This is a genomic window from Dyella sp. PARNA 12/25 (assembly GCF_055702865.1).
Genome location: NZ_JBVQCI010000005.1, coordinates 48257 through 72478 on the forward strand (window position 1 = coordinate 48257; position 24222 = coordinate 72478).

General features: G+C 61.5%; 19 protein-coding genes and 1 tRNA gene. 5 read left to right on the forward strand and 15 right to left on the reverse strand.

Annotated elements, in window-relative coordinates:
* Positions 1-52 precede the first annotated feature (52 nt).
* Complete coding sequence (locus AC0GUR_RS12060; protein ID WP_472877916.1) at positions 53-2275, reverse strand: penicillin acylase family protein; 2223 nt, start codon at positions 2273-2275, stop codon at positions 53-55.
* 163 nt (positions 2276-2438) lie between these two features.
* Between AC0GUR_RS12060 and queF the strand changes: the two genes are divergently transcribed.
* Both queF and AC0GUR_RS12070 read left to right on the forward strand, forming a co-directional pair.
* A complete protein-coding gene (gene queF / locus AC0GUR_RS12065) occupies positions 2439-3263 on the forward strand; it encodes an NADPH-dependent 7-cyano-7-deazaguanine reductase QueF (RefSeq protein WP_472877731.1) in 825 nt (274 codons plus the stop codon).
* 156 nt (positions 3264-3419) lie between these two features.
* Complete coding sequence (locus AC0GUR_RS12070; RefSeq protein WP_472877732.1) at positions 3420-4013, forward strand: hypothetical protein; 594 nt, start codon at positions 3420-3422, stop codon at positions 4011-4013.
* Positions 4014-4086: 73 nt separating this feature from the next.
* Here the strand turns inward: AC0GUR_RS12070 and AC0GUR_RS12075 are convergent, their stop codons facing one another.
* Positions 4087-4638: an HdeD family acid-resistance protein gene (locus tag AC0GUR_RS12075; protein WP_472877733.1), complete on the reverse strand. Its 552-nt coding sequence runs from the start codon at positions 4636-4638 to the stop codon at positions 4087-4089.
* A 303-nt stretch (positions 4639-4941) separates the two neighbouring features.
* Between AC0GUR_RS12075 and AC0GUR_RS12080 the strand changes: the two genes are divergently transcribed.
* A complete protein-coding gene (locus AC0GUR_RS12080; protein WP_472877734.1) occupies positions 4942-5148 on the forward strand; it encodes a CsbD family protein in 207 nt (68 codons plus the stop codon).
* 72 nt (positions 5149-5220) lie between these two features.
* On the opposite strand, the gene AC0GUR_RS12085 is transcribed toward AC0GUR_RS12080, so the two are convergent.
* From AC0GUR_RS12085 to AC0GUR_RS12110, 6 genes are all read right to left on the reverse strand, one after another.
* Positions 5221-5568 (reverse strand): ArsR/SmtB family transcription factor, encoded by a 348-nt coding sequence (locus AC0GUR_RS12085; RefSeq protein WP_472877735.1) that lies wholly within the window; start codon positions 5566-5568, stop codon positions 5221-5223.
* 13 nt (positions 5569-5581) lie between these two features.
* Entirely contained in the window at positions 5582-6448 is an 867-nt protein-coding gene (locus AC0GUR_RS12090) for an MBL fold metallo-hydrolase (RefSeq protein WP_472877736.1), read from the reverse strand.
* 10 nt (positions 6449-6458) lie between these two features.
* Positions 6459-6884 carry a DUF6691 family protein gene (locus AC0GUR_RS12095; RefSeq protein WP_472877737.1) on the reverse strand — a complete coding sequence of 142 codons (426 nt, stop codon included), beginning with the start codon at positions 6882-6884 and terminating at the stop codon, positions 6459-6461.
* A complete protein-coding gene (locus AC0GUR_RS12100; protein ID WP_472877738.1) occupies positions 6881-7306 on the reverse strand; it encodes a YeeE/YedE family protein in 426 nt (141 codons plus the stop codon). The genes AC0GUR_RS12095 and AC0GUR_RS12100 overlap by 4 nt, the downstream gene beginning before the upstream one ends.
* A gap of 223 nt (positions 7307-7529) precedes the next feature.
* Positions 7530-7606: transfer RNA gene (locus AC0GUR_RS12105), tRNA-Arg, on the reverse strand.
* A gap of 647 nt (positions 7607-8253) precedes the next feature.
* On the reverse strand, positions 8254-10125 hold the full coding sequence (locus AC0GUR_RS12110; protein WP_472877917.1) for a M61 family metallopeptidase: 1872 nt from the start codon (positions 10123-10125) through the stop codon (positions 8254-8256).
* Positions 10126-10409: 284 nt separating this feature from the next.
* On the opposite strand from AC0GUR_RS12110, the gene AC0GUR_RS12115 reads away from it, so the two are divergent.
* Positions 10410-10994: an outer membrane protein gene (locus tag AC0GUR_RS12115; protein ID WP_472877739.1), complete on the forward strand. Its 585-nt coding sequence runs from the start codon at positions 10410-10412 to the stop codon at positions 10992-10994.
* Between the two features lie 188 nt (positions 10995-11182).
* Here AC0GUR_RS12115 and AC0GUR_RS12120 read toward each other — a convergent pair whose 3' ends face one another.
* The 6 genes from AC0GUR_RS12120 to AC0GUR_RS12145 all read right to left on the reverse strand — a co-directional run bounded on the left by AC0GUR_RS12120 (position 11183) and on the right by AC0GUR_RS12145 (position 20025).
* On the reverse strand, positions 11183-12619 hold the full coding sequence (locus AC0GUR_RS12120; protein WP_472877918.1) for an amino acid permease: 1437 nt from the start codon (positions 12617-12619) through the stop codon (positions 11183-11185).
* Positions 12620-12797: 178 nt separating this feature from the next.
* Positions 12798-14066 (reverse strand): sterol desaturase family protein, encoded by a 1269-nt coding sequence (locus tag AC0GUR_RS12125; protein ID WP_472877740.1) that lies wholly within the window; start codon positions 14064-14066, stop codon positions 12798-12800.
* Positions 14063-14782, reverse strand: coding sequence for a lysoplasmalogenase (locus tag AC0GUR_RS12130; RefSeq protein ID WP_472877741.1), 720 nt, complete (start codon positions 14780-14782; stop codon positions 14063-14065). Before AC0GUR_RS12130 ends, AC0GUR_RS12125 begins: the two co-directional genes overlap by 4 nt.
* A gap of 191 nt (positions 14783-14973) precedes the next feature.
* Entirely contained in the window at positions 14974-17277 is a 2304-nt protein-coding gene (locus AC0GUR_RS12135; RefSeq protein WP_472877742.1) for a TonB-dependent receptor, read from the reverse strand.
* A 207-nt stretch (positions 17278-17484) separates the two neighbouring features.
* Entirely contained in the window at positions 17485-18813 is a 1329-nt protein-coding gene (locus AC0GUR_RS12140; protein ID WP_472877743.1) for an alkaline phosphatase family protein, read from the reverse strand.
* A 159-nt stretch (positions 18814-18972) separates the two neighbouring features.
* Positions 18973-20025 carry a glycerophosphodiester phosphodiesterase gene (locus tag AC0GUR_RS12145; protein ID WP_472877744.1) on the reverse strand — a complete coding sequence of 351 codons (1053 nt, stop codon included), beginning with the start codon at positions 20023-20025 and terminating at the stop codon, positions 18973-18975.
* A gap of 279 nt (positions 20026-20304) precedes the next feature.
* Here AC0GUR_RS12145 and AC0GUR_RS12150 point away from each other — a divergent pair, with 279 nt between their 5' ends.
* Positions 20305-21597, forward strand: a complete 1293-nt coding sequence (locus tag AC0GUR_RS12150) for an alpha/beta hydrolase family protein (RefSeq protein ID WP_472877745.1) — start codon at positions 20305-20307, stop codon at positions 21595-21597.
* 178 nt (positions 21598-21775) lie between these two features.
* Here the strand turns inward: AC0GUR_RS12150 and AC0GUR_RS12155 are convergent, their stop codons facing one another.
* Positions 21776-24097, reverse strand: a complete 2322-nt coding sequence (locus tag AC0GUR_RS12155) for a TonB-dependent receptor (protein WP_472877746.1) — start codon at positions 24095-24097, stop codon at positions 21776-21778.
* Positions 24098-24222 lie beyond the last annotated feature (125 nt).

Genomic DNA, 24222 nt, shown 5'->3' on the forward strand with positions numbered 1-24222 from the left:
GATCAGGTTGCAGACGTCTGGATGGCCGTTACGTTCCGACGTTGGCCGGGACTCACGAGCCCGGGTGATAGACCCGCGCTGTGTGTCCCTTCAGATCTTCCGGCCAGAAGTACACCGCCCGCAGGTTACCAGTGGTATAGCGCTCGGCTTGATCATCGAAGTGCGGCGACCCTGGGTGACCGCTTTCGCCACCGGCCGTGATGGCGCGGGCACTCACCTTGTGGCCAAACTCCACTACCGCGACGAAACTGTTGCCGCTGGTGCCGTAATAGCGCCGGGTGCCTGGCCAGCGATGCGCACCGAACGAAGCCAGCGAACCCCAGCGAGAAGACGTAAACGGCACGGGCATGCTCGGCTTGGCATCATCGAACGGTTGCACGATATCGCCGTTGATGCGCTGGTAGCGATTCACCTCACCCCAGGGCACGCCCCAGCTGCCGAAATCCTTCTGCAGTCGGTCAGAAGCCTCGACCAGCGCTTCGAGGCGTGCTTTCGGGCCCGCCTTTTCCGCCATGATGTCGTAGACGGACAGGCTTTCGGAGACATCCGACTTGTCCACCTTGTCCCACAGCGTGTCGCCCCAGAATACGGCGAGCGAGGTGGGCATGGAGGCGATGCCCCATCGATAGTCCCAACTGCGCAGCAGGGCGATCTGGCCTTTGAGTTTCTGCTTCAGTGGATCGCTGGCGGGCAGCGCGTCGTAATCACCGACAAGGATCGGTATCTGTCGCGCGAATGCCGGCAGGTACGCGTCGAATGCTGCGGTGATCAGCGATGCCAGGGTGAAGTCACGCTTGTCGCTGAGCACCCTGGTGGCATGCAGGCCACGCGGATTCTCACCCACGCTGTCCATGTAGCGCGGATAGTTTTCCCGCTTCGGGCTGTTGGCGCCTGCCGCAGAGTACGGCCAGTTGTTGGTATTCATGATCCAGCCGTTGGCCGGATTGAGCAGATGTGGCGCGGCATCCAGCGGCAGCAGGCCTTGCCAGTCGGTAGCCGGATCACTGCCGTCGACGGGCTTGGTGTAATCGAAGTGGTTGTCGCGTTTGGGTATGAACTGCGGATGCAGGTACGCGATGTTGCCCTTGTCATCGGCGAAGATGGTGTTGTTGGATGAATTGGCCTTGAGCTCGGCGACTTTCATGAAGCCAGCGAAATCGGAGGCCTTGGTGCGCAGCCAGCTTTGTTCCAGCGCTTCCATCGGCTTGTTCATCAGCGCTGTGGCGATCCACTTGCCGCCTTGCTCGCGCACGATGGGGCCGTGATGCGTGGCGTAGGTGGTGAACGTGCGCTCGCCCATGGAACCATCTGCCTTGCGGTAGGCTACCGTGATGCGCTTCGCCGTAACCGGCCGCATGTCCTTGCCGTAGCGATAACTCAGCTTGTCATCATGGCGAACGATGGTCTCGGCAAACTCGTCCACCACATCGGCCGTGGTCGAGGTGTGCATAAAGCCGATGTGCGGGTTGAAGCCCTGATAGATGAAGAACTGGCCCCACGTCACCGCGCCATACACATCCAGACCCGTGTCGCTCGACATTTGCAGTTCGGAGCGGAAGAAGAACGAGGTATGCGGATTGATCAGCAGCAGCGCATGCCCGTCTGCTGTGAGCTTCGGCGCAATGGCAATACCGTTGGAGCCGGTAGGCTCCACCCAGCTTGACGGCGTATCGACGAATGCGACCGTGTCGGTGGTCTTGCCATAGAACGCCTGCAGCTCTTTCAGCGAGACACGCTCAATATCACCACCGATGCTTCCTTCGCTGAAACTCAGCGCCATCCACGGCTCGAAATGCGTGATGACGCGCGGGTGCACGTCCGGATGGGTGGCGAGGTAGTAGTTGAGGCCATCGGCCCACGCATCCATCAACTCACGCAGCCACGATGGACTCTTGGTGTAGAGCTGCTTCAGTTCGGCCGGATCCATCCACAGCTGCTGACGCAGATCCGACCAGATCGCCTGCTCGCCTTCTGTCTTTGCCAACCAACCGAGCGAGTTGAGGTAATTGGTTTCGACGCGGTTGAAGTCGTCTTCTGCCTGCGTATACGCCATGCCGAATACCGCATCGGCGTCTGTCTTGCCGTGGACATGGGCGATGCCCCAGTCGTCGCGGGTGACGGTGACAGCGGAGGCCTGGGCTTTCCACCGAGCGGCGTCGTTGGTGTCGGCGTGTGCCGTCGACAGCAGGCCAAAGGCCAGCAAGGTGGCGAATGACAACGAGTGGCGCACCGGGCGTGACGCACGTCGGGCAACATCAATAACGCCAGCGGCCATGCCGCTGGCCTGGACCAGTTTCTTCATCAGGCTTTCCCACGACTCCCCGGATTCAAGGCAAGACTATAGGAACCCCCGCGCCCTGCTGAACCGGGTCAGTGGTCATGGTTGCGTACCGCAGCTTCCTGCGATGCCGGGTGACGGGCGGCGGTACAATAAGCGGATGACTACCCCCGAACACTCCCTGCTTGGCAAGGTGACGGTCTACGCCGACCGCTACGACCCCACCCTGTTGTTTCCCATTCCTCGCATCGCCAAGCGCGAGGAGATTGGCGTCTCCGAACCGTTGCCGTTCCACGGCGTGGATATCTGGAACGCCTACGAGCTTTCGTGGCTGGATGCGCGAGGCAAGCCGATCGTGGCGCTCGCGGAATTCCGCGTGCCGGCGGCATCGCCCAATATCATCGAGTCGAAGTCGTTCAAGCTTTATCTCAACGGTTTCTCGCAGGAGCGCATCGCTGATACCGCGACGTTGGTTGCCACGCTGGAGCGCGATCTATCCGCTGCCGCCGGGGCACCGGTGGAAGTGCTGCTGAGCAAGGCACGTGCGCAGGAGCATGCGGTCGCCGACCTTGAAGGGCAGCTGATCGACGAGCAGGCGCTGGATATCGACGACTACGGCCCACCGCGCGCGGATTACCTGCATGTGGACGCTACGCAGTCGGTGATTGAAGAGGCACTGGTGTCAAACCTGCTGCGCTCCAACTGTCCGGTAACGGGCCAGCCCGACTGGGGCAGCGTGCAGATTCGCTATCGCGGCGCCCCTATCGACCAGGCCGGCCTGCTGCGTTACCTGGTGTCGTTCCGCAACCACAATGAGTTCCATGAGCAGTGCGTGGAGCGCATTTTCGTGGACGTGATGGAACGCTGCCACCCCGAGCAACTCAGCGTCTATGCGCGCTACACGCGGCGTGGCGGCCTGGACATCAACCCCTATCGCAGCACGGGCAAGAGCACGCCGGGCAACCCCCGCGGCGCGCGCCAGTAAACGCGCGCTGCGACTTTTGACCGCGTGAAGGCCATGTTGAAAAAAGGCTACTGGTAATCGGGGCTTCAGTCCCACGGGACTAGCCTGTGCGTACTTGGGCACCCGGCGACGTCGGCGTTGCCGGGTGTGTGTCCGCCACCAGCCACGGGGTCAGTCATGAACATTCAGGCACGCAACACCGCTTTGTACTGCGCGACCCTTGCCGGCCTGCTGATGCTCAGCGCGTGCGGCAAGCAGGAGCCAGCGTCCAACACGACGCCGACCACGCCTGCCGCCAGTGCACCGGCTCCGGCCGCGCCGGCACCCGCCGCCACACCTGCCACACCGCCGGCCAGTACCGCGCCGGCACCCGCCAGCACGGCACCAGCGCCCGCCAGCACCTCGGGCAAGTCCGCCAGCCTCAAGCCGGCAAGCATCCGCGTAGCGGCCGTCACCATCGGCAGCCAGGTCGACAGTGCCAACGCCATCAGCAAGGAACAGCGCCACTTTGCGCCTGAGGACAAGGCTATTTACGCCAGCGTCGCCACCACCGGCGCCACCGACAGCGCCACATTGAACGCCAAGTGGAGCTACGTGGACGGCAAGGATGAAACCTTCACCAGCACCACCGAGTCGATCGCCACCGACGGTCCGGCCATCACCACGTTCAGTGTGCAGAACCCGAATCCGTGGCCGAAGGGCAAGTACAAGGTGGTCATCACTCTCAACGGGCAAGCCGTCGCCACGGAAGATTTCGACGTACGAAGTTGAAGCCGACCCTGTCTCCCACTAACGAAAAAGGCGCCCTTGGCGCCTTTTTCGTTTGAGGATATTGGCGATGTCGTTAAAGCGCTCGCTTCCAGCGATACACCTTTACACCGGCGATGAGCTGCAGCACGCCATAAACCAGCGCCGCTGCTCCGATCCACACCGCCAGAGTCAACAATCCTGCCGCAGGGTAAGCCGCAAACAGCACGCCAAGCAGAATCGCCAGTACGCCACTCAGCGCAATCATCCATTCACCGGTGATTTCCTTGCGCACGCGAATGGCGAAGATGATGCGGTACACGCCGGCCACAATCAGCCAAGCAGCAATAAAGATCAGCAGCACATTAAGCACCGCGACCGGGTGCATGATGGCCAACACACCGAACAAAAGCGATGCAATGGCATAAAGCACCAGCCAGCCGCGTGACACGGCGACGTGTCGCTGGAACAAGGCAAACACGCTGATGATGCCTTCAGCCACGGCCATCACACCAAACGCCCACGCAATGGCCACCGCCGTTTTGCCCGGCCAGAGCAATGCGCTGATCCCGAACAGTATCGAGATGATGCCGTAGAACACCAGAATCCAACCCGTACGGCTGACTCCACGCTGCAGAACAGAACTCATGTCGCGCCCCTCCGTGATGTTGAGAAACGAGCCGAAAGCAGCCCGTAGCCAGTAGACCGTACCGACAAACACACGGCTGTACGCCGTTTGCCTCAGGCTTCGTCAGCCTGTCGCTAGCCCTACGAGACGCCATCGACGCATCTTTCATGTCGACGAAATGCGAACGTCATATCAGGCGCCGGCATACGCCCATGAACGTTTCCACCACAGTCGACACCACGGCCACGTGCACTTAACTCAGGCGCTGCTCGAATTGCGCCCTGCAATGCGCATTGCATTCCGCCCGCATAACGAGGACACACCATGAATCAAGACACCATCCAGGGTCAGTGGAAACAGCTTGGTGGTCAAATCAAGCAACACTGGGGCAAACTCACCGACGATGACCTGAGAGTAGCCGAGGGCAACGCCGAGTACCTCTCAGGCAAACTGCAGGAGCGCTACGGCATGGCGCGCGACGAGGCCGAGAAACAGGTCAAGGCCTTCGAGAAGAAGATTCGCCACCACTAATCAGCATCAACCACTTTTTGCGCCCTCTCCCCCTTGCGGGGAGAGGGTCGGCAGAGGGACGCATCGCCCGTCTCACTCTTCCACGCAATACAGCTCAAACAGCTTCGCCATGAGCGCGTGCACGCGCTCGTCCGCGATGGCGTAGTAGATCGATTGACCTTCCCGGCGACCGGCTACCAGACCATCGCGGCGCATCAGCGACAGATGCTGCGACACCACGCTTTGCGCCAGCTCCAGCGCTTCGGCCAGCTCGTTCACCGAGCGCTCGCCATCCAGCAACTGACACACCAGCATCAGGCGATTAGGGCTGCCCAGAGCCTTGAGTGCTGCCACCGCCTCGTCCGCGTGCCGCTGCATGACTTCCATGCTCATGGCAGTTTTGCGGGCACGCGATGGCGCGGATTTTGCGGGACGATTCATAACGCCGGCATCCTCAGAATGCGTCCAACGGTATCTTGAGATAGCGCACGCCGTTGTCCTCCGCCGCTGGCAGCTGGCCGCCACGCATGTTCACCTGCACCGAAGGCAGCAGCAGGCGCGGCACCGACAGCGTCGCGTCGCGGGTCGTGCGCATGCTCACGAAGGCCTCTTCATCGACGCCATCTCGCACGTGAATATTCGCGCGCCGTTCTTCGCCCACGGTGGTTTCGTGTACGTAGGTGTCGCGAGCTGCCGTCTTGTAATCGTGGCACAGGAAGACGCGCGTCTCTTCTGGCAGCTCAAAGATGCGATGGATGGAATGGTAAAGCGTGCGGGCATCGCCACCGGGAAAATCGCATCGTGCGGTGCCGTAGTCGGGCATAAACAATGTATCGCCGACGAAGGCGGCATCGCCGATCACATGCGTCATGCAGGCCGGCGTGTGACCCGGCGTGTGCAAAGCCACGGCCTCGATGGAACCCACACGATAATGTTCGCCATCCTTGAACAGATGATCGAACTGACTGCCGTCCGCGCGGAATTCGTCATTTGCATTGAACAACTTGCCGAAGGTCTCCTGCACCGTGCGGATATGCTCACCGATACCAAGCCTGCCGCCCAGGCGCGACTGCACATAAGGCGCCGCCGACAGGTGATCGGCGTGCACGTGCGTATCGATCACCCACTCCACCGCCAAGCCTTGCGCCTTCACGAAATCGACGATGGCGTCAGCCGAGGCGTGGTTCGTACGGCCCGAAGCCGCGTCGTAGTCGAGCACGCTGTCGATCACCGCTGCCTTTTGCGTGGTGGGATCCCACACCACGTAACTGAAGGTGTTGGTCGGTTCATCAAAGAATGCTTTTACGTCTGGACGATTCATCGCTTGCATCTCACTTCGTTGTTTTTGCGCGCGCCGGCAGTTTCGCGGCAAGCCACCAACCCAACACCATCATCGCCACCAGTGTCACCACCGGTACCCATCCACCGCCGAGCGACGCCAGCGCCGGGCCCGGACAATAACCGGCGATACCCCAGCCGAGACCGAACACGGCAGCGCCCAGCAGCAGACGGGTGTCGATCTGCCGTGCAGCCGGCACCCTGAATTCGGATTCAAACCACGGCCGCGCCCGTCCCCACACCAGCCGATAGCCGATCGCGGTGGTCAGCACAGCGCCGCCCATCACGAACAGCAGACGCGGATTCCAGTTTCCGAAGAGATCGAGGAAGCCGAGCACCACCGCCGGCTGCGTCATGCCGCCAAGACTTAAGCCAAGCCCGAACAACAGGCCTGCAAGACATGCCATCCCAATTTTCATGCGCCCGCACCTCCCAGCAGATGACGCATCACGAACACGGTTGCGACACCCACCACCATGAACACCACGGTCGCCGCCAATGAACGCGGCGAAAGGCGCGCCATGCCGCAGACCCCGTGACCACTTGTGCAACCGCCCCCCAGGCGCGTGCCAAAGCCCACCAGCAGGCCCGCCACCGCCATCCACGGCAACGACACCTGCGGCGCACCGATGCCACTGTCGCCACGCAACAGCAGCAACAGCAGCGGCCCAGCCACCAGGCCCACCACAAACGCCACACGCCAGCCACGATCACTCGCACCAGCCACCAGACCGCTCGCAATGCCACTGATGCCGGCAATGCGGCCCAGCGCGCCCATCAACAGCACGGCCGACAAGCCAATCAATACCCCGCCCACGGCGGAGAGTACCCACGGGTGCATGCGGTTACTCCGTTATATGCATATATTCGATACATCTAATATACGGCTCATGCAGGTGATTTTCAAATGACCGCAGCACGAATCGGATGTCGCACCCCACTCGACCAGGCGCGGATGACCCGAACGACCCGACCAGCCACTACGAGCAGGTTAGCCAATGGGGTGTAGAGGAATGGCGATGTGCGTGAGTAGCCCGGAATGGGCTGGCAACGACGCGAGGAGATGGCGCGCCCGGAGGGATTCGAACCCCCGACCAATGGCTTCGGAAGCCACTACTCTATCCGGCTGAGCTACGGGCGCATAAGCGTTGGCGCGTCCGTGGAGCCAAAGCTCCCGGTACGGCGGACGCGCAGTATAGCGGAGTTGGGGGCGGGAGCCCATGAGGGGGTAGGGTTCTGGCGAAACGGGCTTACAGGGCCGTTTTGCGGAAGGACTGCGCCAAGATTGACCCCTCACCCCGGCCCTCTCCCCGGAGGGGAGAGGGAGAAGTGTCGTGCTTCGCTCGCTTCCTTAATGACTAACGAAGCCAGCGACAGCTTTAAGCCCTCTCCGCGATGGCGCGTTGCGGTGTAGCCGTACTGGCTGTCGGGCGATCGTGACGATCCGGGCTTCGCAGCAGGCAAAGCTCGTATTCAACACGACGCTACGACAACCCCGCTCTTGAGGCCGTTTTCTTTGGGTTACTTTTCTTTTGGGCCAGCAAAAGAAAAGTGACTCGAGCGTCGGCAGACGATCGAAACGCCCGCCGCGTAGGTGGCACGCTGGCGGGAGCGCCACGTTCAAGGCCAAGAGCAAAGTCACTGGATCCCTGCCTTCGCAGGGATGACGGTGAGGGGGTATGCGACGGTGAGGGGGACACGCATTCTCCCGAGCACTCGCGGTATCGCGAGCACCCACCCCTCACCCCAACCTTCTCCCCGAAAGGGAGAGGAAGAGAGCGCCGCACGTCAGCGCGCCTTGAGCAACTCCGAAAGCCGATCCGGCTTCCCGGCCACCCGCTCCAGATGCGGATACTTCAATCCACCGTGGTAATCGATCCGCAACGTCTTGTACTCATCAAAATCCTTCACCAACAACTCCACCGCCTGACCCTTATCCTTCGCCGCTGCAGTGACCGCATCCTTGATGGCGTCGTTGGAATACTCCTTGCCATTCACCGCAATCACCTTCATGCCCGGCGCCAGCCCAGCCTTGAAGGCAGGGCCATCCCACAGCACGTCGACAATGTCTCCGGCCTTGCCCATCGACACGCCCAGCGAATACGTCAGATTGGCGCCACCCACGCGGGTCTCCAACGCCTTGACCACGTCAGACGGCTTGTCGTTGTAGACCAGCTTCCAACCGTTGGCTTCGAAACCCCCGATCAGCGGACCATGACCATCCAGGCGCTCGCGCAGATACGGCGCCCAGTCGAACGGCGCGATGTCGTTGAGCGTCTTCACCACGTCTTCGAACGTGTAGGGGTTAACGTCCCACTTGCCGTTCTCCATACCGAAGAACGACTTGGCGAAATCGTCGATGGAGCGCTTGTTGCCCGTGAGATCGCGCAGCTTGCTGTCCACTTCCAGCCAGATCATCTGACCGCCGGAATAGTAGTCCTCGCTCATCTGGTAGTTGCGGTACGGCAGCGGGCGGCGCATCGCGATGATCGGATCGTTGGTGGTGTCCTGGATATTGCGCCACTGCGCCAGGCCCGGTCGGCCCTGGTCATAGGTGGCGGCGACGTTGGCCAGCATGTCCAGCGCTTGCTCCTGCTTCCACAGGCCCGAGCGCGCCGCCATCACGTAGCCCCAGAACTGGGTCTGGCCTTCGTACACCCACAGCAGGCTGTTCTGCATGGGTACGTTGAAGTTCGGCGTGGCCAGATCCGCGCCGCGGCGGTACTTGCCGTCCCACGAGTGGTTGAACTCGTGCGACAACAAATCGCGCACGATCACATTCTTGTCCCACTCGGTGAAATAGCCGGTGCCCACGCCATTCTCGCTGGAACGGTGATGCTCCAGGCCGTTGCCGGACATCTTTTCGCTCAGCGAGAACAGGAAATCGTAGTGATCGTAGTGGTGCGCGCCGTACAGCTTGTACATCTGCTGCACCAGGTTTTGATGCACCTTCAGCTGTTCGGGCTTGATCTCGAGAAACTTCGGATCGTCCGCCACGATATTGAGGAACACCGGCGCCTTCGCGCCCGGATCGAGATCCACACGCTTGAAGTACTTGCCGGCGTAGATCGGCGAATCCACCAGATCGCTGTAGTGGATCGGCTTGAAGCGCACGGTGTCACCGTCGCGCGACGCCATTTCCAGCGCACTGCCGTACTGCCAACCGGTCGGCAATGTCACGCTGGTTTCGGCCTTGATGTTCCTGGAGAAATAGCCCGCCGGGTACAGCGACACCGAGTTCCACTGCAGGTTGAGCATCTCCGGCGTCATCACCACGCGGCCCTGACGGGTGTCCTGCGCAGAGAGGAACTGGAACTCCACATCCACGCTGCTCGCGCCTTCCGGCACGTCGACATGGAACGCATACACGTTGAGCGGGTCGCGCTTCCACGCCAGCGTCTTGCCGTTCGCCTTCACCACCAGGCCGGCCAGCTTGTCGATGGCTCCCGTCGGCGAGTGATTACCCGGCAACCACTGCGGATACAGCAGCGTCAGCGGACCCGGCTGTGCCGGCACGGTCTCACGCACGCGAAACACGCGATGTGCCAGATCCGTCGCATCCACATGAATCTTCAGAGTGCCGTCGAACGGAATGTCCTTCGGCGCAGGCACATCGGCGAGTGCGACAAAACTGCACAGGCCGATGCTGGAAGCGAGGATGGCTGACGCGAGACGTGAAGCTTTCAAGAGGTTCTCCTACGAAAATCGAGCTGTGCAGAGCGTTGCTGCACGAAACATGAACCTTCGATGCTAGTGTGCGTTGACGCTTCTCACACCCTGCCATTCGTCATGGCAGTGTCTGAACCTCGCCCATCCCGCAGATGCCGAAATCGGGCTAAAGACGTTAAAAACCCGTATCCTTTCATCACCGCGATCCCCACGCGGACTGTCGCAACAATCCCCCTTTGGTTGCGATGGATCACAAGAAAGAAATGGAGTACTCCATGTACAAGACCTTCATTGCGGCCGCTTTGGCCGTCGCTGCTGTTGCGCCGTTTGCTGCCAAGGCCGATGAGAACAACCAGCTGGACAACTTCTTTGTTGCTGGCAACCTGGGCCAGAGCAACTACCGCATTGGCGGTGTCTCCGATAAGAGCGATCGCTTCTACGACCTGCGTTTCGGCTGGCGCTGGAACGGCATCGTCGGCGCCGAAGCCGGCTACGTCGACCTGGGCAAGGTCAAGAACAACGTCGGCGACGTCAGCGCCTGGGCCAAGCCGCGCGCTGCTCAGCTCGGCGTGACCGCCAAGTACAACTTCTACAACAACTGGTACGTCACCGGTCACGGCGGCTACCTGCGTTCGCGCACCAGCGCCGGTGTCACCGTGGGTGACTCCAACGTCGCCAAGCAGACCAGCTGGAACAACGGCTGGTACGCCGGTGCAGGCGTGGGCTACGACGTGACCAAGAACGTCAGCCTGGCGCTGAACTACGACAACTACCACGTGAAGTACGGCCGCGACACCAGCCTGTCGCAGGCCAACACCAACATCGCGACCTACTCCGCTTCGGTGGAATACCGCTTCTAAGCATCGCTTAGTGTTGGAAACAAAAAAACGGCCGCGCAAGCGGCCGTTTTTCTTTGGGCGATAGCACCGGCATTCCGCCAGACACCACGCTTTTCCTGTAGGAGCGCACTTGTGCGCGACCAACCTGCGTCTCGCCAGCATGTTGCCTGACGGTCGCGCACAAGTGCGCTCCTACCGATAGCTTTGCTTTACTGCTGCTTCTCGAGCTTGCTGTGGTGCATGCCGTAGGTGAAGTAAATGATCAGACCCAGGCTCACCCAGATCAGGAACACCTCCCACGTGATCGCCGGTAGTTCCGCCAGAAGCCAGATCGAGAATGCGATACCAATCAGCGGCACCAGCGGCACCAGCGGGGTGCGGAATGCACGATGCAGATCCGGCTTGCGTTTACGCAGGATCATGACCGAGCTGCAGATCACAATGAAGGCCGAAAGCACGCCGATATTGACCAATTCGGCCACTTTCTGAATCGGTGTAGAGCCCGCAACCACGGCCGTAAACACACCCAGCGCGATGGTTGGGCGGTGCGGGGTGCCGTAGCGCGGATGCACGTGTGCAAACCAGCCCGGCAACAATCCATCGCGTGCCAGCGCATACCAGATGCGCGACGCGCCCAGCATGAAAGCAAATAGCACGCTGATGAGACCGAATACCGCCGACACTGACACGGTCAACGCCACCCAGTGCAAGCCCAGACCCTTGAACGCGTCGGCCACGGGGGCGTCGGTATTGAGGGTGCTGTAGTGCGCGATGCCTGTCAGCACCAGCGACACGGCAAGATACATCGTCATCGAAATGGCAAGCGATAGCAGCACGGCGCGCGGCAGATCGCGCTGTGGATTCTTCGATTCTTCCGCCGCCGTCGTCAGCGTGTCGTAGCCGAACACCGCAAAAAACACCACGGCTGCCGCCGTTGCCACGCCCTGGAATCCGAAGTGGCCGATGCCCTTGGCATCAAAAATCCGCTCAGGTATGAACGGAACCCAGTTCTCCGCTTTGACGTAGAACACGCCAACGCCAATAACCAATGCGACCGCAGCGACCTTGATGGTCACCACCAGCGTATTGAAGCGTGCGCCCCATTCGGTACGCATGGTCAGCAGCGCGGAGACCCCGAGGGTCACCAGGGCGGCGATGACGTTGAATACGTGCCCCTCACCGGTGCCGACTGCGCCCTGCGCCCATACCGGCAGATGGATGCCGACGCTGGTGAGTGCCGACTGGACATACCCGGACCAACCAATGGCCACCACCGCCACGATCAGCGCGTACTCCAACAAGAGGTCCCAGCCGATCAGCCACGCCGCCAACTCGCCGAGCACGGCGTAACCGTAGGTGTAAGCACTGCCGGTTACCGGAATCAACCCCGCAAACTCGGCGTAGCAAAGTGCAGCAGCCGCGCTGGCGATACCGGCGATCAGGAAGGAAATGACCACCGCAGGACCGGCGTTGATGGCCGCCTGCTGGCCGGCCAGCACGAACACGCCCACGCCGATAATGCCGCCGATTCCGATGGCGGTGAGCTGCCACAACCCCAGCACGCGGCGGAAATCGCCCCGCTTGCCGGCCTCGGCCTGCAACAGCTCCACAGGTTTGTGGCGCACCAATTTACTTAAGACACCCATCAGCTCATCCCCGGGAAATGAGCCGCGATCATAGCGAATGCCCCCGCCCATGCCATGCTGCAGTTGCGCCGCGGGGGTGTTGGCGGCCACGCACATACATGCCGTCATTCCAGCGAAAGCTGGAATCCAGCGTCTTTCGCACGGTACACAGGCGCTGGGATGACGGGCTCGAGCTCGGTTACCCCGGAATGGGCTTCTCCGTACCAGCTCTGCGAGCAGAGGAAACAGCCAACCAGCCAACCGCCACCGCACTCAGTGCCGAAATGGCCACCAGCGCACCAATCATGCCCACAGGCAGCTGCGGCACACCAAACCAACCACCAGTGACCAGCGGAATCACCGCCGTCACCGCCAACCGTGCCAGCTCCAGACCCACGCCAGCGCGCCGCCCTTCCGTCAGCGCTCCCAACGCCGTGAGACTCAGCACCAGGAACACCGCATAACCCACCAGCGACCACGCCGCCAGATGCTTGGCCAGATCCAGAAACTGCACCGCCATGCCCAGCAGCAACGCAAACTGCACCAGGCTGTAGATGGTTAGCCCGCGCGACAACATCGGCTGGTAGCGCTCGCGCTGGATATCAAAATCAGGCTTGGGGTAGCGCTCTGCGACATCCCCCGGCCGCCAGCCCGGCGGCTTGAACCACACCAGCAGCTTGTCGCGCCAGCGACGCGCATGCCATGCATCCTTCAACGTCGCCCAGTACACCTCGGCGTTGGCCCACAACGGGTTCCAGCTGCGCAGCGGCGAGCGCGTGCCATAGATGGGCGGATCGTTGTCGTCTTCTTCCACGAAGGTGCCGAACAGGCGATCCCACACGATCAGGATGCCGCCGTAATTCCTGTCCAGATACCGATCGTTCACCGCGTGATGCGCGCGATGGTTGGACGGCGAGCAGAAGACGCGGTCGAACCAGCCCAGCCGCCCTACCAGCTCGGTATGCACCCAGAACTGGTAAAGCAGATCGATCAGCGCCACCACCACGAACACTTCCAGCGGATAACCCACGATGGCCATCGGCAGATAGAACAGCCAGCCGAGCAACACGCCGCTGCCGGTCTGGCGCAGCGCGGTGGACAGGTTGTAGTCCTCGCTCTGGTGATGCACCACGTGCGCTGCCCACAGCAGGTTCACTTCGTGGCCGGCGCGATGCAGCCAGTAATAGCAGAGGTCGTAGAACAGCAGCGCGCTGATCCACACCCACACGCTGTTCGCCGGCAGCGAAAACACAGCGAAATGCGTCACGCACCATGCGTAAATGCCCAGCGTCAGCAGCTTGCTGAACACCGCCACGATCTGCGAGATCACGCCCAGGCCCAGGCTGTTGATGGCGTCGGTGCTGTGGTACACGGTGCGACGGCGCAGTTTGGCCACCAGCAGTTCCATCGCGATCAACGCAAAGAACACCGGCGTGGCCAAGCTGATAATGGTTTCCTGCGTGTTCATGCCACTTCGCCGCCCCGTCGAACCGACCGCGCCAGACACCACAACGCGGCGTAATACATCGCCAGCACCCACAGCGCCGACAGCGGAATGGCGATGCGGAACCGGTTCCACGCCAGCAGTGTATCGCTGACCATGAACAACAGTGCGCCCGTCATGGCCCATTGCGCCGACCGGGCCAGCGCGTCGCGCGCATGCTGCCGCGCCCGTACCACCGCCTGCCCGCCCATGCTCGCCAGCACCAGCACATAGACCATCACTGGCACATACAGCGCCGACGGCAGCGAAGGCCACAGCGCCCACAGATTCAGTGCGCCATAGGCCACGCATGCCAGCATGCCCAGTGGGTATCCGGCAAATCGGCTGTCGTCCAGAAACGCCCGGATAAAGCAGGCGTGCGCCATCAGGAACGCGACCAGGCCGGGTACGAAAGCGTCGCGCGGCAACATCAGAAAGACGTCACCGGCCAGCGAAAACAGCATGCCCACCACCATCCAGCGCCGATAGCGCAGGGACACCGGCGGTTCGGCGCGCCAAGCCGACCACAGGATCAGCACCGTCGTCAGCGGCTTGCACACCCAATGCAGCCAGTGCCAGCCGTCCGCCGTCCCCGCTGCACCCAGGATGGCGCCAGCGATCGCACCGACCGCCAGCACAGCAATCGCAAGATCGCTCCACAGCGACGAGGGCTGCCTCGCCGTAGCGTTTGAAACAAGCATGCATGGATTCCCCAGGGCATCGATCCGACCGATGGTAGTGCGAACGACGCCAGTTGCCTGTCGCAACGCAAAAAAAAACCTCCCCCGTACTCGGGGGAGGGTTTGCAAGAAGCGGGCGCGCCGGCGGGACAGCGCCCCCTCTCCCGCCTTCCTCCTCACAGGAGGAAGGCACCCCAAACGAAACGCGCCGATCAGAACTTCGCGTTGATATTGAAGAACACCTGGCGCGGTGCCCCGGCCATCAACGTCTGGTTCCAGCCCTGCGGGTCCGTGGCCACGTAACCGTTGGTACCCGTGGTCGCGAAATAGCGCTTGTTGAACAGGTTGGTGACGTTGAGGCCCAGGCTCAGGTCCTTCAGCACGGACACCGTGCCGAAGTCATAGTTCACGCCGGCCTCGAACAGCCAGTAGGACGGCACCTGGGAGTCGTTGATGTAGGTGACGTAGCGGCGCCCTGTGTACTTGCCGTCGATGTTTGCCGACCAGCCGCCGTAGCTGTAGCTGAGATCGCTGGTGAACATCCAGCTGGGGATGCCAACCACGTACTTGCCGTCGGTGGCCACCACGCCGTTGTTGAGGTAGTCGTCCTGGTACTTGGAGTTGTTGTACGACACCGAGTTGAGCCAGCGCACATGCTCGATCGGGCGCCAGATAAAGGCCAGGTCCACACCCGTGCTCTTCACCGAACCCACGTTGTTGAGAATGGCCGAGCAGGTCTGCACGGCGCTGCACGGTGACACCGCCAGCAAGCGGTTGCTGAAGCGCGTGTAGTACGCGTCGGCCGATGCTTCAAAAGTATCCCCATGCACGCGATAGCCCAGCTGGAACGTCTGCGACTGTTCCGGATTGAGCGAACCCTTGCTTGCGTCAAACGCCGCCTGCGACTGGCTGAAGGGCAGGAAGCCATACGCTGCGATGTTTTTGCTGTAGGAGGCATACACCTCCTGATTGGCATCGATCTTGTAGTTGGCGCCCACCTGCGGCAGGAAACCGTCGCTGGCGCGAATGCGCCCCTGTGCCAGTGCTTTGGTCGGCACCAGCGAATCCGCCGTGTTGGTGACGCCCAGCGCCTTGGCACCAAAGTTGATGGTGAGGCGATCGTCCATCAGGTGGATGGTGTCAGAGGCATACGCCATGCGCGTCTGCGTCACGTAGTGCTGCAGGAAGCCGCGCAAGAACGGGTCTTCGTTCTCGTAGAAATTGCTCAGGTAGTTGTACGCACCGGTCAGGTAGAAGTAGTTGCGTTCCTGATTGGTCTTTGCGTTCTCTGCCCAGAACCCCACTTCGATATCGTTGTTGCCCAGCGCGAACTGCAGCGATCCAGTGCCGCCGTAGCGATCCAGGCCGTAATCGGTGGTGCGCATGGCCAGCGGCACGGTCGGCGAGGAGGCGACATACGGCGTGGCCCACTGACCTTCGCCGCGATTGTCGTGGTAGTAGGTGCCGAGGTTCAGCGTGGTGTGTTCCGCCAGATTGAACGTGCCGCTCAGGCCAGTGAGCGTGTCATGTCGAATACCGCCACCCGCGTAATAGGTGGAATCCACCAGGTCATAACCCTGCGGCAGCGGCGAAAGCACGGCGGGATAGTTGCCCTTGCCGTTGTATGCGTTCGCGATCTGCACGGAACTGTTCCAATCCGGCTGCAGATAATCCCAGTTCCAGCCTAGTGCCTTCTGGCTGGCCAGGGACAGATCCATATAGTCGTATTCCTTGCGGCGCGACTCGTTGAAGAACAGGCTGATGTTGCCGCTGTCCCACTGGTAGACCGACTTCAGGTTGAGCTGGTCGTTGCGCTGATCGCCGTAGCCCTTCCACTTGTCGGTCGACGCATGTACATACGACACGTACATCGAATAGCCGTGGTAGTTGCCGGAATCCAGGCGAACGAAAGTGCGCGTGGTCGAATCCGAACCGACCACCTGATTAATGCGCGCGCCGGCCACCGCATCCGGGTCGGACGAGAAGAACTGAATGGTGCCGCCAAGATTCGTATTGGCCGCCGTACCCAGCGCACCGGCGCCTTGCGCCAGTTCCACTGTGCTGATGTTTTCGCTGGTGATCGCGCGCGTCACCTGCAGGCCGGTGGTGGTGCCGTAGGTCATATTGCCCAACGGAATGCCATCGAGGGTGAAGCCCAGGCGGCTCTGGTCAAAGCCGTGCAACGTGATCTGGGTCGACCACTCGTAGCTGCCCCATGGGTCAGCCGACTGGAAGTTCACGCCCGGCAACTTGTCGAGGGCCTTCAGCGGACTGGTTCCCGGCGCGAGCGCCTTGAGGTCCTCACTGGTGATTGTCTGCACCTGGCGCGTTTCGCCTGAGGCCACCACGGAAACGGCCTCCATGTTCTTGGCCTTGTCGCCTTTGGCGTTGGCCGAAGCGTCTGCGGCGGGTGCCGGTGCGGCGGGGCTCATATCGTCGGCGAGCAACACGCCGCTATAGAGGGATGCCAGGGTAGCCAGCGCGATCGCGGTCCTGCGAAGGGAATGCTTGGGCATGACGAATCCTTGCGCGCGGATTCGCCGTGAATCCGCACGTTTTCGTTGGTTGGGGAGACAAAGCGAAATGGCCGTCCGAACCATTCGGTCGGCATTAGGAAATCGTGAAGGCTGCGTGTGTATTCGCGATTACACGGATATTTAAAACACTCGCGAAAACCGCTTAGACATTCGACAACGTGTGACAGCACACGTTGTCATCACCACTCACGGAAGCAGCGATTTGCCCTGCGCTTTCGTCAGCCTGACGCCAAGTACGCGAGCGACAGTCGGGGCGATGTCACGCATATCGATATCGCCTAGATTCCTGTTCGACGGCACGCCCTTTCCTTCTATCAAGAAGGTGGAGCGCATCTGCGGCAACGCAGGGTCGTAACCATGCATGCCGCGATAGTGGCTAGCCGAGTCCAACGGTACATCGGGCTTCGGGCTCATCTCATTGCCTGGCTTGAACAGCACGAACCACTGTGCGAGCGATGTGCCACCCTGCTGTTCCACCTGCGACTTGTCCAGCACACGCGCAATGCCAAAGGCCGGGTCCTGCTGCAGCTTGGCGAGTAGCGTGTCGACCTTCGCACGCACGACGGCATCGTTCGGATCGCGCAGCACGATGGCCGCACTGCCACCGTCGTTCCACGGCATGGCTTGCCAATCCGTCACGGCACCATCCTTCAACGTGATGAGCCCGTTCTGGACAAAGGGCGCGTACAGATTCACATCGTTCTGCACGGGCAGGAAGCCATGATCGGAAACCACTACCACGACACCATCGGGATGCACGCGATGCGCGGCCTCCACCAACTCACCCACCAGTTCGTCGATGTGCCCGAGCACCGCTTGCGCCTGTGGCGTGTCCGGCCCACTGACGTGTTGTTCGTGATCCAGTGCCGTGAGGTATGCCGTCATGAAATCGGGCTTGCGTGACTCCAGCAAGGCCACGGCAAAGTGTGCGCGCGTGCGGTCGCCAGCAAGGCTCTCGTCGATACCATCGGCGTACGGCCCAAGCTGCTTTTCAAGCGCCGGCAGCAGACCCGGTGTGGCCAGTGATGCGACCAACTTGCGATCATCAGCGGTGCCGTTGCGCCAGATCTGCGGCAGATTCCAGTCCACCTGCGCGCCCACGCTGACGGGCCAGTGCACATTGGCCGTATGTAAACCCGCTGCGTGTGCCGCATCCCACAACGTGGGCACCTTGATGTCGCTGGCGTACCAGTACCAACCCTGCTGGTTTTTTCCGTACGGGTCGAACGTGAGGTTGCCACCAATGCCATGCACCTCCGGCGACACACCCGTAATCAGCGTGGTGTGACTCGGGTAGGTCAGTGTGGGCAGCACACCACGCACGGATTCGGCGTAGGTGCCGTTCTTGACGAACGCTTCGAGATTCGGGAGATGCAGTCCGCGCTGCTGCGCCTGAAGCACATCGGCCGGGCGCAGACCGTCGATGGAGATCATCAGTACCGGTGCCGCGGTGGAGGGCAAACTAAACGAAAGCGACAACAGCGCGGTAGCGAGCAAAGAGATGGCTTTATGCATGATCGATCACCACAGATAACAAGCTTGCAAGACGTAGCTAACCCTCACCGTCATCCCAGCGGAAGCTGGGATCCAGCGACTTTTAGCGCCATGTAAGACACTGGATTCCAGCTTTCGCTGGAATGACGATCGAAAAAGCGGGCACTAGATAAGATCAACTCACCGCCGCCCATCCACCGCCTTACGCCCAATCGCCGGATCGTCCGTAAAGAACGCATCGATACCAGCATCAAGATACGCGCGAATCTCCGCCATGGAGCCCGCCTCGTTGAATGTCTTCGGGTCGCTACCCTTCCAGAAGTTCTTCGCCTGGAAATGGTTTTCAGGGCGGAACGTATACGGATGCAGCTCCAGCTTCACCGCATGCGCGTCGTGCACGAGCGCCGTGGGCTTGCCAAGCGTGCCGTCGGCAGCGAGAGGAATGATGGCGCGAATATTTGGGCCGATCGCATCGGCATAGCCGGCGATCTCGCGAAGACCTGCCGGTTTCATCATGTCGCGAAAGGTCAGCTTGCCGCCGGCAGCGACCGCATCGTAAGGCTGCTCGGTTGAGTCACCCAACAATTGCAGCAGGCGAATATTGGGGTGCGCCTTGCCCAGCTTGTTGCGCAGATAGCGCAAGTTGGCGATCTCGAACGACTGAATTTCCACCGGGGCCGTGCGCGTATAGGCATGCGCAGCAAGTATGGCCAGCACACGATCTTCCATCGGCAGTCCCGCCTTCTGGAAATACGTACTGTGCTTGATCTCGGGAATGATGCCGATCACCCGGCCCTGCGTAGCCGACTCGGTGGCGACGAAATCGATGATCTCGTCCAGCGTGGGTATCTGGAACTGGCCGTCGAACGCGGTGCTGCGCAGTTCGGGAAGGCGCTCGCGTGCGCGCAACGTTCTCAGCTCGTCCAGCGTGAAATCTTCAGTGAACCAGCCGGTGACCGCCTGGCCATCAACGGTCTTGGTGGTCTTGCGGGAGGCAAATTCCGCATGCTGAGCGACGTCGGTGGTGCCGCTGATCTCATTCTCGTGCCGTGCCACAGGCACGCCGTCGCGAGTCATCACCAGGTCCGGCTCGATGAAATCGGCGCCATCTGCGATCGCTTTGCCATAGGAGGCCAGCGTGTGCTCCGGGCGAAGTGCGCTCGCGCCGCGATGGCCAATCACCAGCACCTTCTGCGCCAGCGGCGCCTCATTAGCGCTTACAACGTTGCTCATCAGCAGCGCACCCGCCATCAAGACGGTCCAGCTTAAACGACCCACGGCAAAACCCTCGTGATCCTTCGCGAAACGCCGATGCGGCGCAGCCATCTACCCATGGTGACGCCATCGCGTGTCGTTTCTTTGACATCGGTGAGACAGCCCGTTTGAAACATCAGCTTACGCAAGTCATGTGTAAGCCATGACATGACTGACGGCACCGTGTGACTTGCGGCCAATGGCGACGTGGTGCATCGGTGCTAGGTTGGCGCCAACTCCCAGTGCATCAGGACGCTCATGCTCTCCTTCCTGCTCGCCAGCCTGCTCAGCAGCGCTCAACCCGCTCTCGATTGCCACGTCGGCGCCTATCGACTGACCGACGGCAGCATGGTCGACATTGCGCCCACCGACTCGGATGCCCTGCGCTGGCGTCGCCTCGACGGCAGCACCGGCAAGCTTGCGCATGGCAAAGGTGATGTGTGGACCAGCACCTTGGGATGGACCGACCGTCCCGACGGCAAGAGCGTGCAGTTCTCCGATTGCGCGAAAGGCCAGCTCAGCTTTGACGGCATGAAGGGCGCGCGCATCCCGTTCAAGGTGCAGGAAACCACCTTCACCGGAGACGGTGGCACGAAGCTGGTGGGCCGGCTGATTCTGCCTCCCGGCAACGCGAAGGTCCCCATCGTGGTGCTGGTGCACGGGGCGGAACACGATTCGGCCATGACGTTCGACGCCATGCAGCGCGAGTTTCCTGCCGGGGGCGTCGGCGCCTTCGTATACGACAAGCGCGGCACCGGTGCCTCCGGCGGCAGCTACACGCAGGACTACAGCGTGCTCGCCAACGACGCAGTAGCCGCAGTCGCCGAGGCCCGCCGACTGGCCGGTGCACGCGTCGGCCGCGTGGGCTATCGCGGCGGCAGTCAGGGCGGCTGGGTGGCACCACTCGCGGCGACGCGCACCAAGGTCGATTTTGTGATCGTCGGCTATGGGCTCGCCATCTCGCCGCTGGAAGAAGATCGCGAAGCCGTCGCGTTCGACCTCAAGCTAAAGGGCTACGACCAGGCGGTGATCGACAAGGCGTGGGAGCTGTCCGATGCCATTGGCGTCATTCTTTCCAGCGGCCTCACCAAAGGTTTCGACCAGCTCGAAGCGGCCAAGGCCAGGTACGCCAAGGAGCCCTGGTACAAGGATGTGCGCGGCGATTTCAGCTACATGGTGCTGCCGATGAGCAGTGACGAGATTCGCGAGAAGGGCAAAGCCTTTGCCTCATGGAACACACCATGGCATTACGACTCCATGGCCGTGCTGGAGAAGGTCCAGACTCCGCAGCTGTGGCAACTGGGCGAAGACGATATCGACGCACCCAGCGGCGAAACCATGCGCCGCCTCACCTCGCTGCAGGCCAAGGGCTTGCCCATCACCACCGCGCTGTTTCCCCATGCCGAACATGGCATGACCGAGTATGAGCTGAAGCCCGACGGCGAACGCGTCAGCACGCGTTATTCGGCGGGATACATGCCGATGGCGATTGATTACGCGAAGGGCAAGCTGAACTTGCCGTATGGGGCGAGCAAGGTGGTGTTGCCGTAAAGGGAATGCCCACTGTAGGAGCGCACTTGTGCGCGACCTGCCTTCACATGGCGGCACGGCCAAATCTGCCGCGGCGCACTGGCATGGAGGTGACGGTCGCGCACAAGTGCGCTCCTACACACGGCCCATCTTCGCGTGAGGGCACGGCCAAAGCCATGCCCTCACGCGGAACCTTCCATCAGAACTTCACGTCCAGCGTAAGGAAGCTCTGCCTCGGCGCACTGGCATGAAACGCGAGCGAGCGGCCCGCCGGATCACTGTTGGAGAAAGCCGTCAGGTTGGAGGCGTAGCGCTTGTCGGTCAGATTGGTGACGTTGAGCGACAACTTCACGTCGGTGAGGCCGGCCACCGCACCGAAGTCGTAGCCCGCACCGAGATCGAACGAGGTATAGCCGCCGAAGCCCTGGTCATTGGTGTAGGTGTAGTAGCGGGTGCCGGTGTACTTGCCGCGAAGGCCAATATTCCACGGACCATAAACCCAGCTGATTTCGCTGGCGAACAGTCGCTTGGGCGTATCCACCGTGGTCTTGCCCCTGGTGGGAATGGTCACACCATTCTGCTGATAGTTGTCGTCGTAGGTGGAGCGGTTGAACGACGCCGAGTTGTACCACTCGAAGTGTTCGAACGGCTTCCAGATGAAGGTGAACTCCGCACCACGGCTGCTCACCGAGCCCACGTTGTAGAAGCGCGTGGTGCAGAACGGCGTGGTGCCCTGCTGGATGCTCGGGCACGGGTTAAGCGACAGCAGGCGATTGTCGAAGGTCACGTCATACACCACCGCGGACGCTTCGAACTCACGCTGCACCACACGATAGCCGCCTTCGAAGGTGCTCGACTTCTCCGGCTTCAGGTTGCCACGCGTGGCATTGAAGGCCGCCTGCGTCACCAGCAACGGACCACCCGCGCCACCGCCCTGGAATGCGGCGATGTTCTCGGCGTACGAGCCGAACAACTCCTGGCCACCGCCCAGCGCATAGCTCACACCAACCTGTGGCAGAAACGCCTTGCTGGCATTCAGCTGGCCATTGGCCACCGGCGCCTCCACCGTCACGCCCGGCACTTCGTTGGCCTTCATGCTGGTGTGGGGGCTCTTGACGCCCACATCGATGCTGAGGCGATCATCCAGCAGCTTGAAGCTGTCCTGCACGTATGCCTGTTTCGTGGTGATCAGGTACTTCTGATAGAACAGGCGGCGATTGGGGTCGCTGAGATAGTTATCGTCGTTGACCGGCCCGGTGATCCAGTAGAAGTTGCGCTGCACCGAGTGGTGGTTCTGCTCGTACCACACACCGCCTTCCAGGTGATGGCCGCCCAGATCCCACGTAACGGATGCGATGGCACCGTTGCGGTTGATGGTGTAGTTGGTGCTGCGGATGGAGATGGGTACTTCCTGCGGCGTGCCCGGATAGGACGGCTGACCCGGTGCCCACCAATGGCCCTGACCAGCATTCTCGTGGTGATAGACCTGCGTGTGGACCGTCACCGTGTCACTGGGGAAGAAATCGCCGGCGAGGTAATACAGATCATCGCGACGCAGCGCGCGGCTCTGATAATAGGCGTCGTCGATGTTGTCCACGCCGCCGGAGAACGCACAGCGCGGATCACGTTTGCCGCCCTTCGTGTAGATCGGCGCGCAGTACGCCGCGGACACGGCACGCTGCCAATCCGGTGCGTAAAGGTTCCAGTCCCAACCGAGCCCGCGCACCATGCCGCTCTTGGACAGGTACGTATAGTCCGCCTGCGAGGTACGCGAGGTGTTGGCAAACGCCGTGATCTTGCCGCCGTCGAACTGATACACCGCCTTGCCGTTGAACTGCTTGGTGGTGGTCGGCGAATTCGGCGGCGCCCACATGTCGGCGGTGGCGCGAATGCCGGAGAGATACATCGAGAAGCCGTGGTAATCGCCGCTATCCAGGCGCAGATAGGTGCGGCGATTCTGGTCCGTGCCAATGGTCTGGCCGAAGCGGCCGCCAAGTACCATGGCCGGGTCGTCCGAGAAGTACTGAATGGTGCCGCCGAGATTGCTGGTGGACGCCGTGCCCAGACTGCCGATGCCCGAGGCCAGCTCCACGCCGCCGAAGTTTTCGGCGATCAGCGCGCGGCTGATGTTGAGGCCGTTGTAGTTGCCGTAGGCGTTGTCACCCAATGGCATGCCGTCCAGCGTGTAACCAAGGCGCACGGTGTTGAAGCCACGCAGGCTGATCGTTTGCGATTCTTCGTTGGCGCCGAACGCATCGTTGGACTGCACGTTCACGCCGGGAATGCGATTGAGTACCTTCTGGATGCTGGTGCCTGCCGGCAACACCTTGGTGTCCTGCACAGTGACGCGTTGCACCTGGCGGGATTCACCCTGGCCGATCACAGAAATGCTTTCGAGATTCTTCGCGCTATCCACCGAGGTGGCGGCGTCCGCTGGCTGACTGACCTCAGCGGCGTGTACGCCGGGCAAAAGAACGACCAAGGCCGCCGCAACAGCGGCAGCGAGCATGTGCTTCTTCATTGAGCGGGGAACTCCTGGGGAAGGGACATCTGCACGGAGACGGATGTCCCTCCATCCTGAAGCTGCCGTATGAAATTTCGTTTACACGAAAATTTCACGCGACGAAATTGCGACGCTGGCCGTGA

What these genes read in the sequence shown, in the direction of transcription:
- AC0GUR_RS12145 (WP_472877744.1), bottom strand. Translation starts at nt 20,025, where the DNA reads ATGAGCAACGTTGTAAGCGCTAATGAGGCGCCGCTGGCGCAGAAGGTG.
- AC0GUR_RS12095 (WP_472877737.1), bottom strand. Translation starts at nt 6,884, where the DNA reads ATGAAAATTGGGATGGCATGTCTTGCAGGCCTGTTGTTCGGGCTTGGC.
- AC0GUR_RS12070 (WP_472877732.1), top strand. Translation starts at nt 3,420, where the DNA reads ATGAACATTCAGGCACGCAACACCGCTTTGTACTGCGCGACCCTTGCC.
- AC0GUR_RS12075 (WP_472877733.1), bottom strand. Translation starts at nt 4,638, where the DNA reads ATGAGTTCTGTTCTGCAGCGTGGAGTCAGCCGTACGGGTTGGATTCTG.
- AC0GUR_RS12090 (WP_472877736.1), bottom strand. Translation starts at nt 6,448, where the DNA reads ATGAATCGTCCAGACGTAAAAGCATTCTTTGATGAACCGACCAACACC.
- AC0GUR_RS12125 (WP_472877740.1), bottom strand. Translation starts at nt 14,066, where the DNA reads ATGAACACGCAGGAAACCATTATCAGCTTGGCCACGCCGGTGTTCTTT.
- AC0GUR_RS12120 (WP_472877918.1), bottom strand. Translation starts at nt 12,619, where the DNA reads ATGGGTGTCTTAAGTAAATTGGTGCGCCACAAACCTGTGGAGCTGTTG.
- AC0GUR_RS12150 (WP_472877745.1), top strand. Translation starts at nt 20,305, where the DNA reads ATGCTCTCCTTCCTGCTCGCCAGCCTGCTCAGCAGCGCTCAACCCGCT.
- AC0GUR_RS12130 (WP_472877741.1), bottom strand. Translation starts at nt 14,782, where the DNA reads ATGCTTGTTTCAAACGCTACGGCGAGGCAGCCCTCGTCGCTGTGGAGC.
- AC0GUR_RS12085 (WP_472877735.1), bottom strand. Translation starts at nt 5,568, where the DNA reads ATGAATCGTCCCGCAAAATCCGCGCCATCGCGTGCCCGCAAAACTGCC.
- AC0GUR_RS12155 (WP_472877746.1), bottom strand. Translation starts at nt 24,097, where the DNA reads ATGAAGAAGCACATGCTCGCTGCCGCTGTTGCGGCGGCCTTGGTCGTT.
- queF (WP_472877731.1), top strand. Translation starts at nt 2,439, where the DNA reads ATGACTACCCCCGAACACTCCCTGCTTGGCAAGGTGACGGTCTACGCC.
- AC0GUR_RS12140 (WP_472877743.1), bottom strand. Translation starts at nt 18,813, where the DNA reads ATGCATAAAGCCATCTCTTTGCTCGCTACCGCGCTGTTGTCGCTTTCG.
- AC0GUR_RS12115 (WP_472877739.1), top strand. Translation starts at nt 10,410, where the DNA reads ATGTACAAGACCTTCATTGCGGCCGCTTTGGCCGTCGCTGCTGTTGCG.
- AC0GUR_RS12100 (WP_472877738.1), bottom strand. Translation starts at nt 7,306, where the DNA reads ATGCACCCGTGGGTACTCTCCGCCGTGGGCGGGGTATTGATTGGCTTG.
- AC0GUR_RS12080 (WP_472877734.1), top strand. Translation starts at nt 4,942, where the DNA reads ATGAATCAAGACACCATCCAGGGTCAGTGGAAACAGCTTGGTGGTCAA.
- AC0GUR_RS12135 (WP_472877742.1), bottom strand. Translation starts at nt 17,277, where the DNA reads ATGCCCAAGCATTCCCTTCGCAGGACCGCGATCGCGCTGGCTACCCTG.
- AC0GUR_RS12060 (WP_472877916.1), bottom strand. Translation starts at nt 2,275, where the DNA reads ATGGCCGCTGGCGTTATTGATGTTGCCCGACGTGCGTCACGCCCGGTG.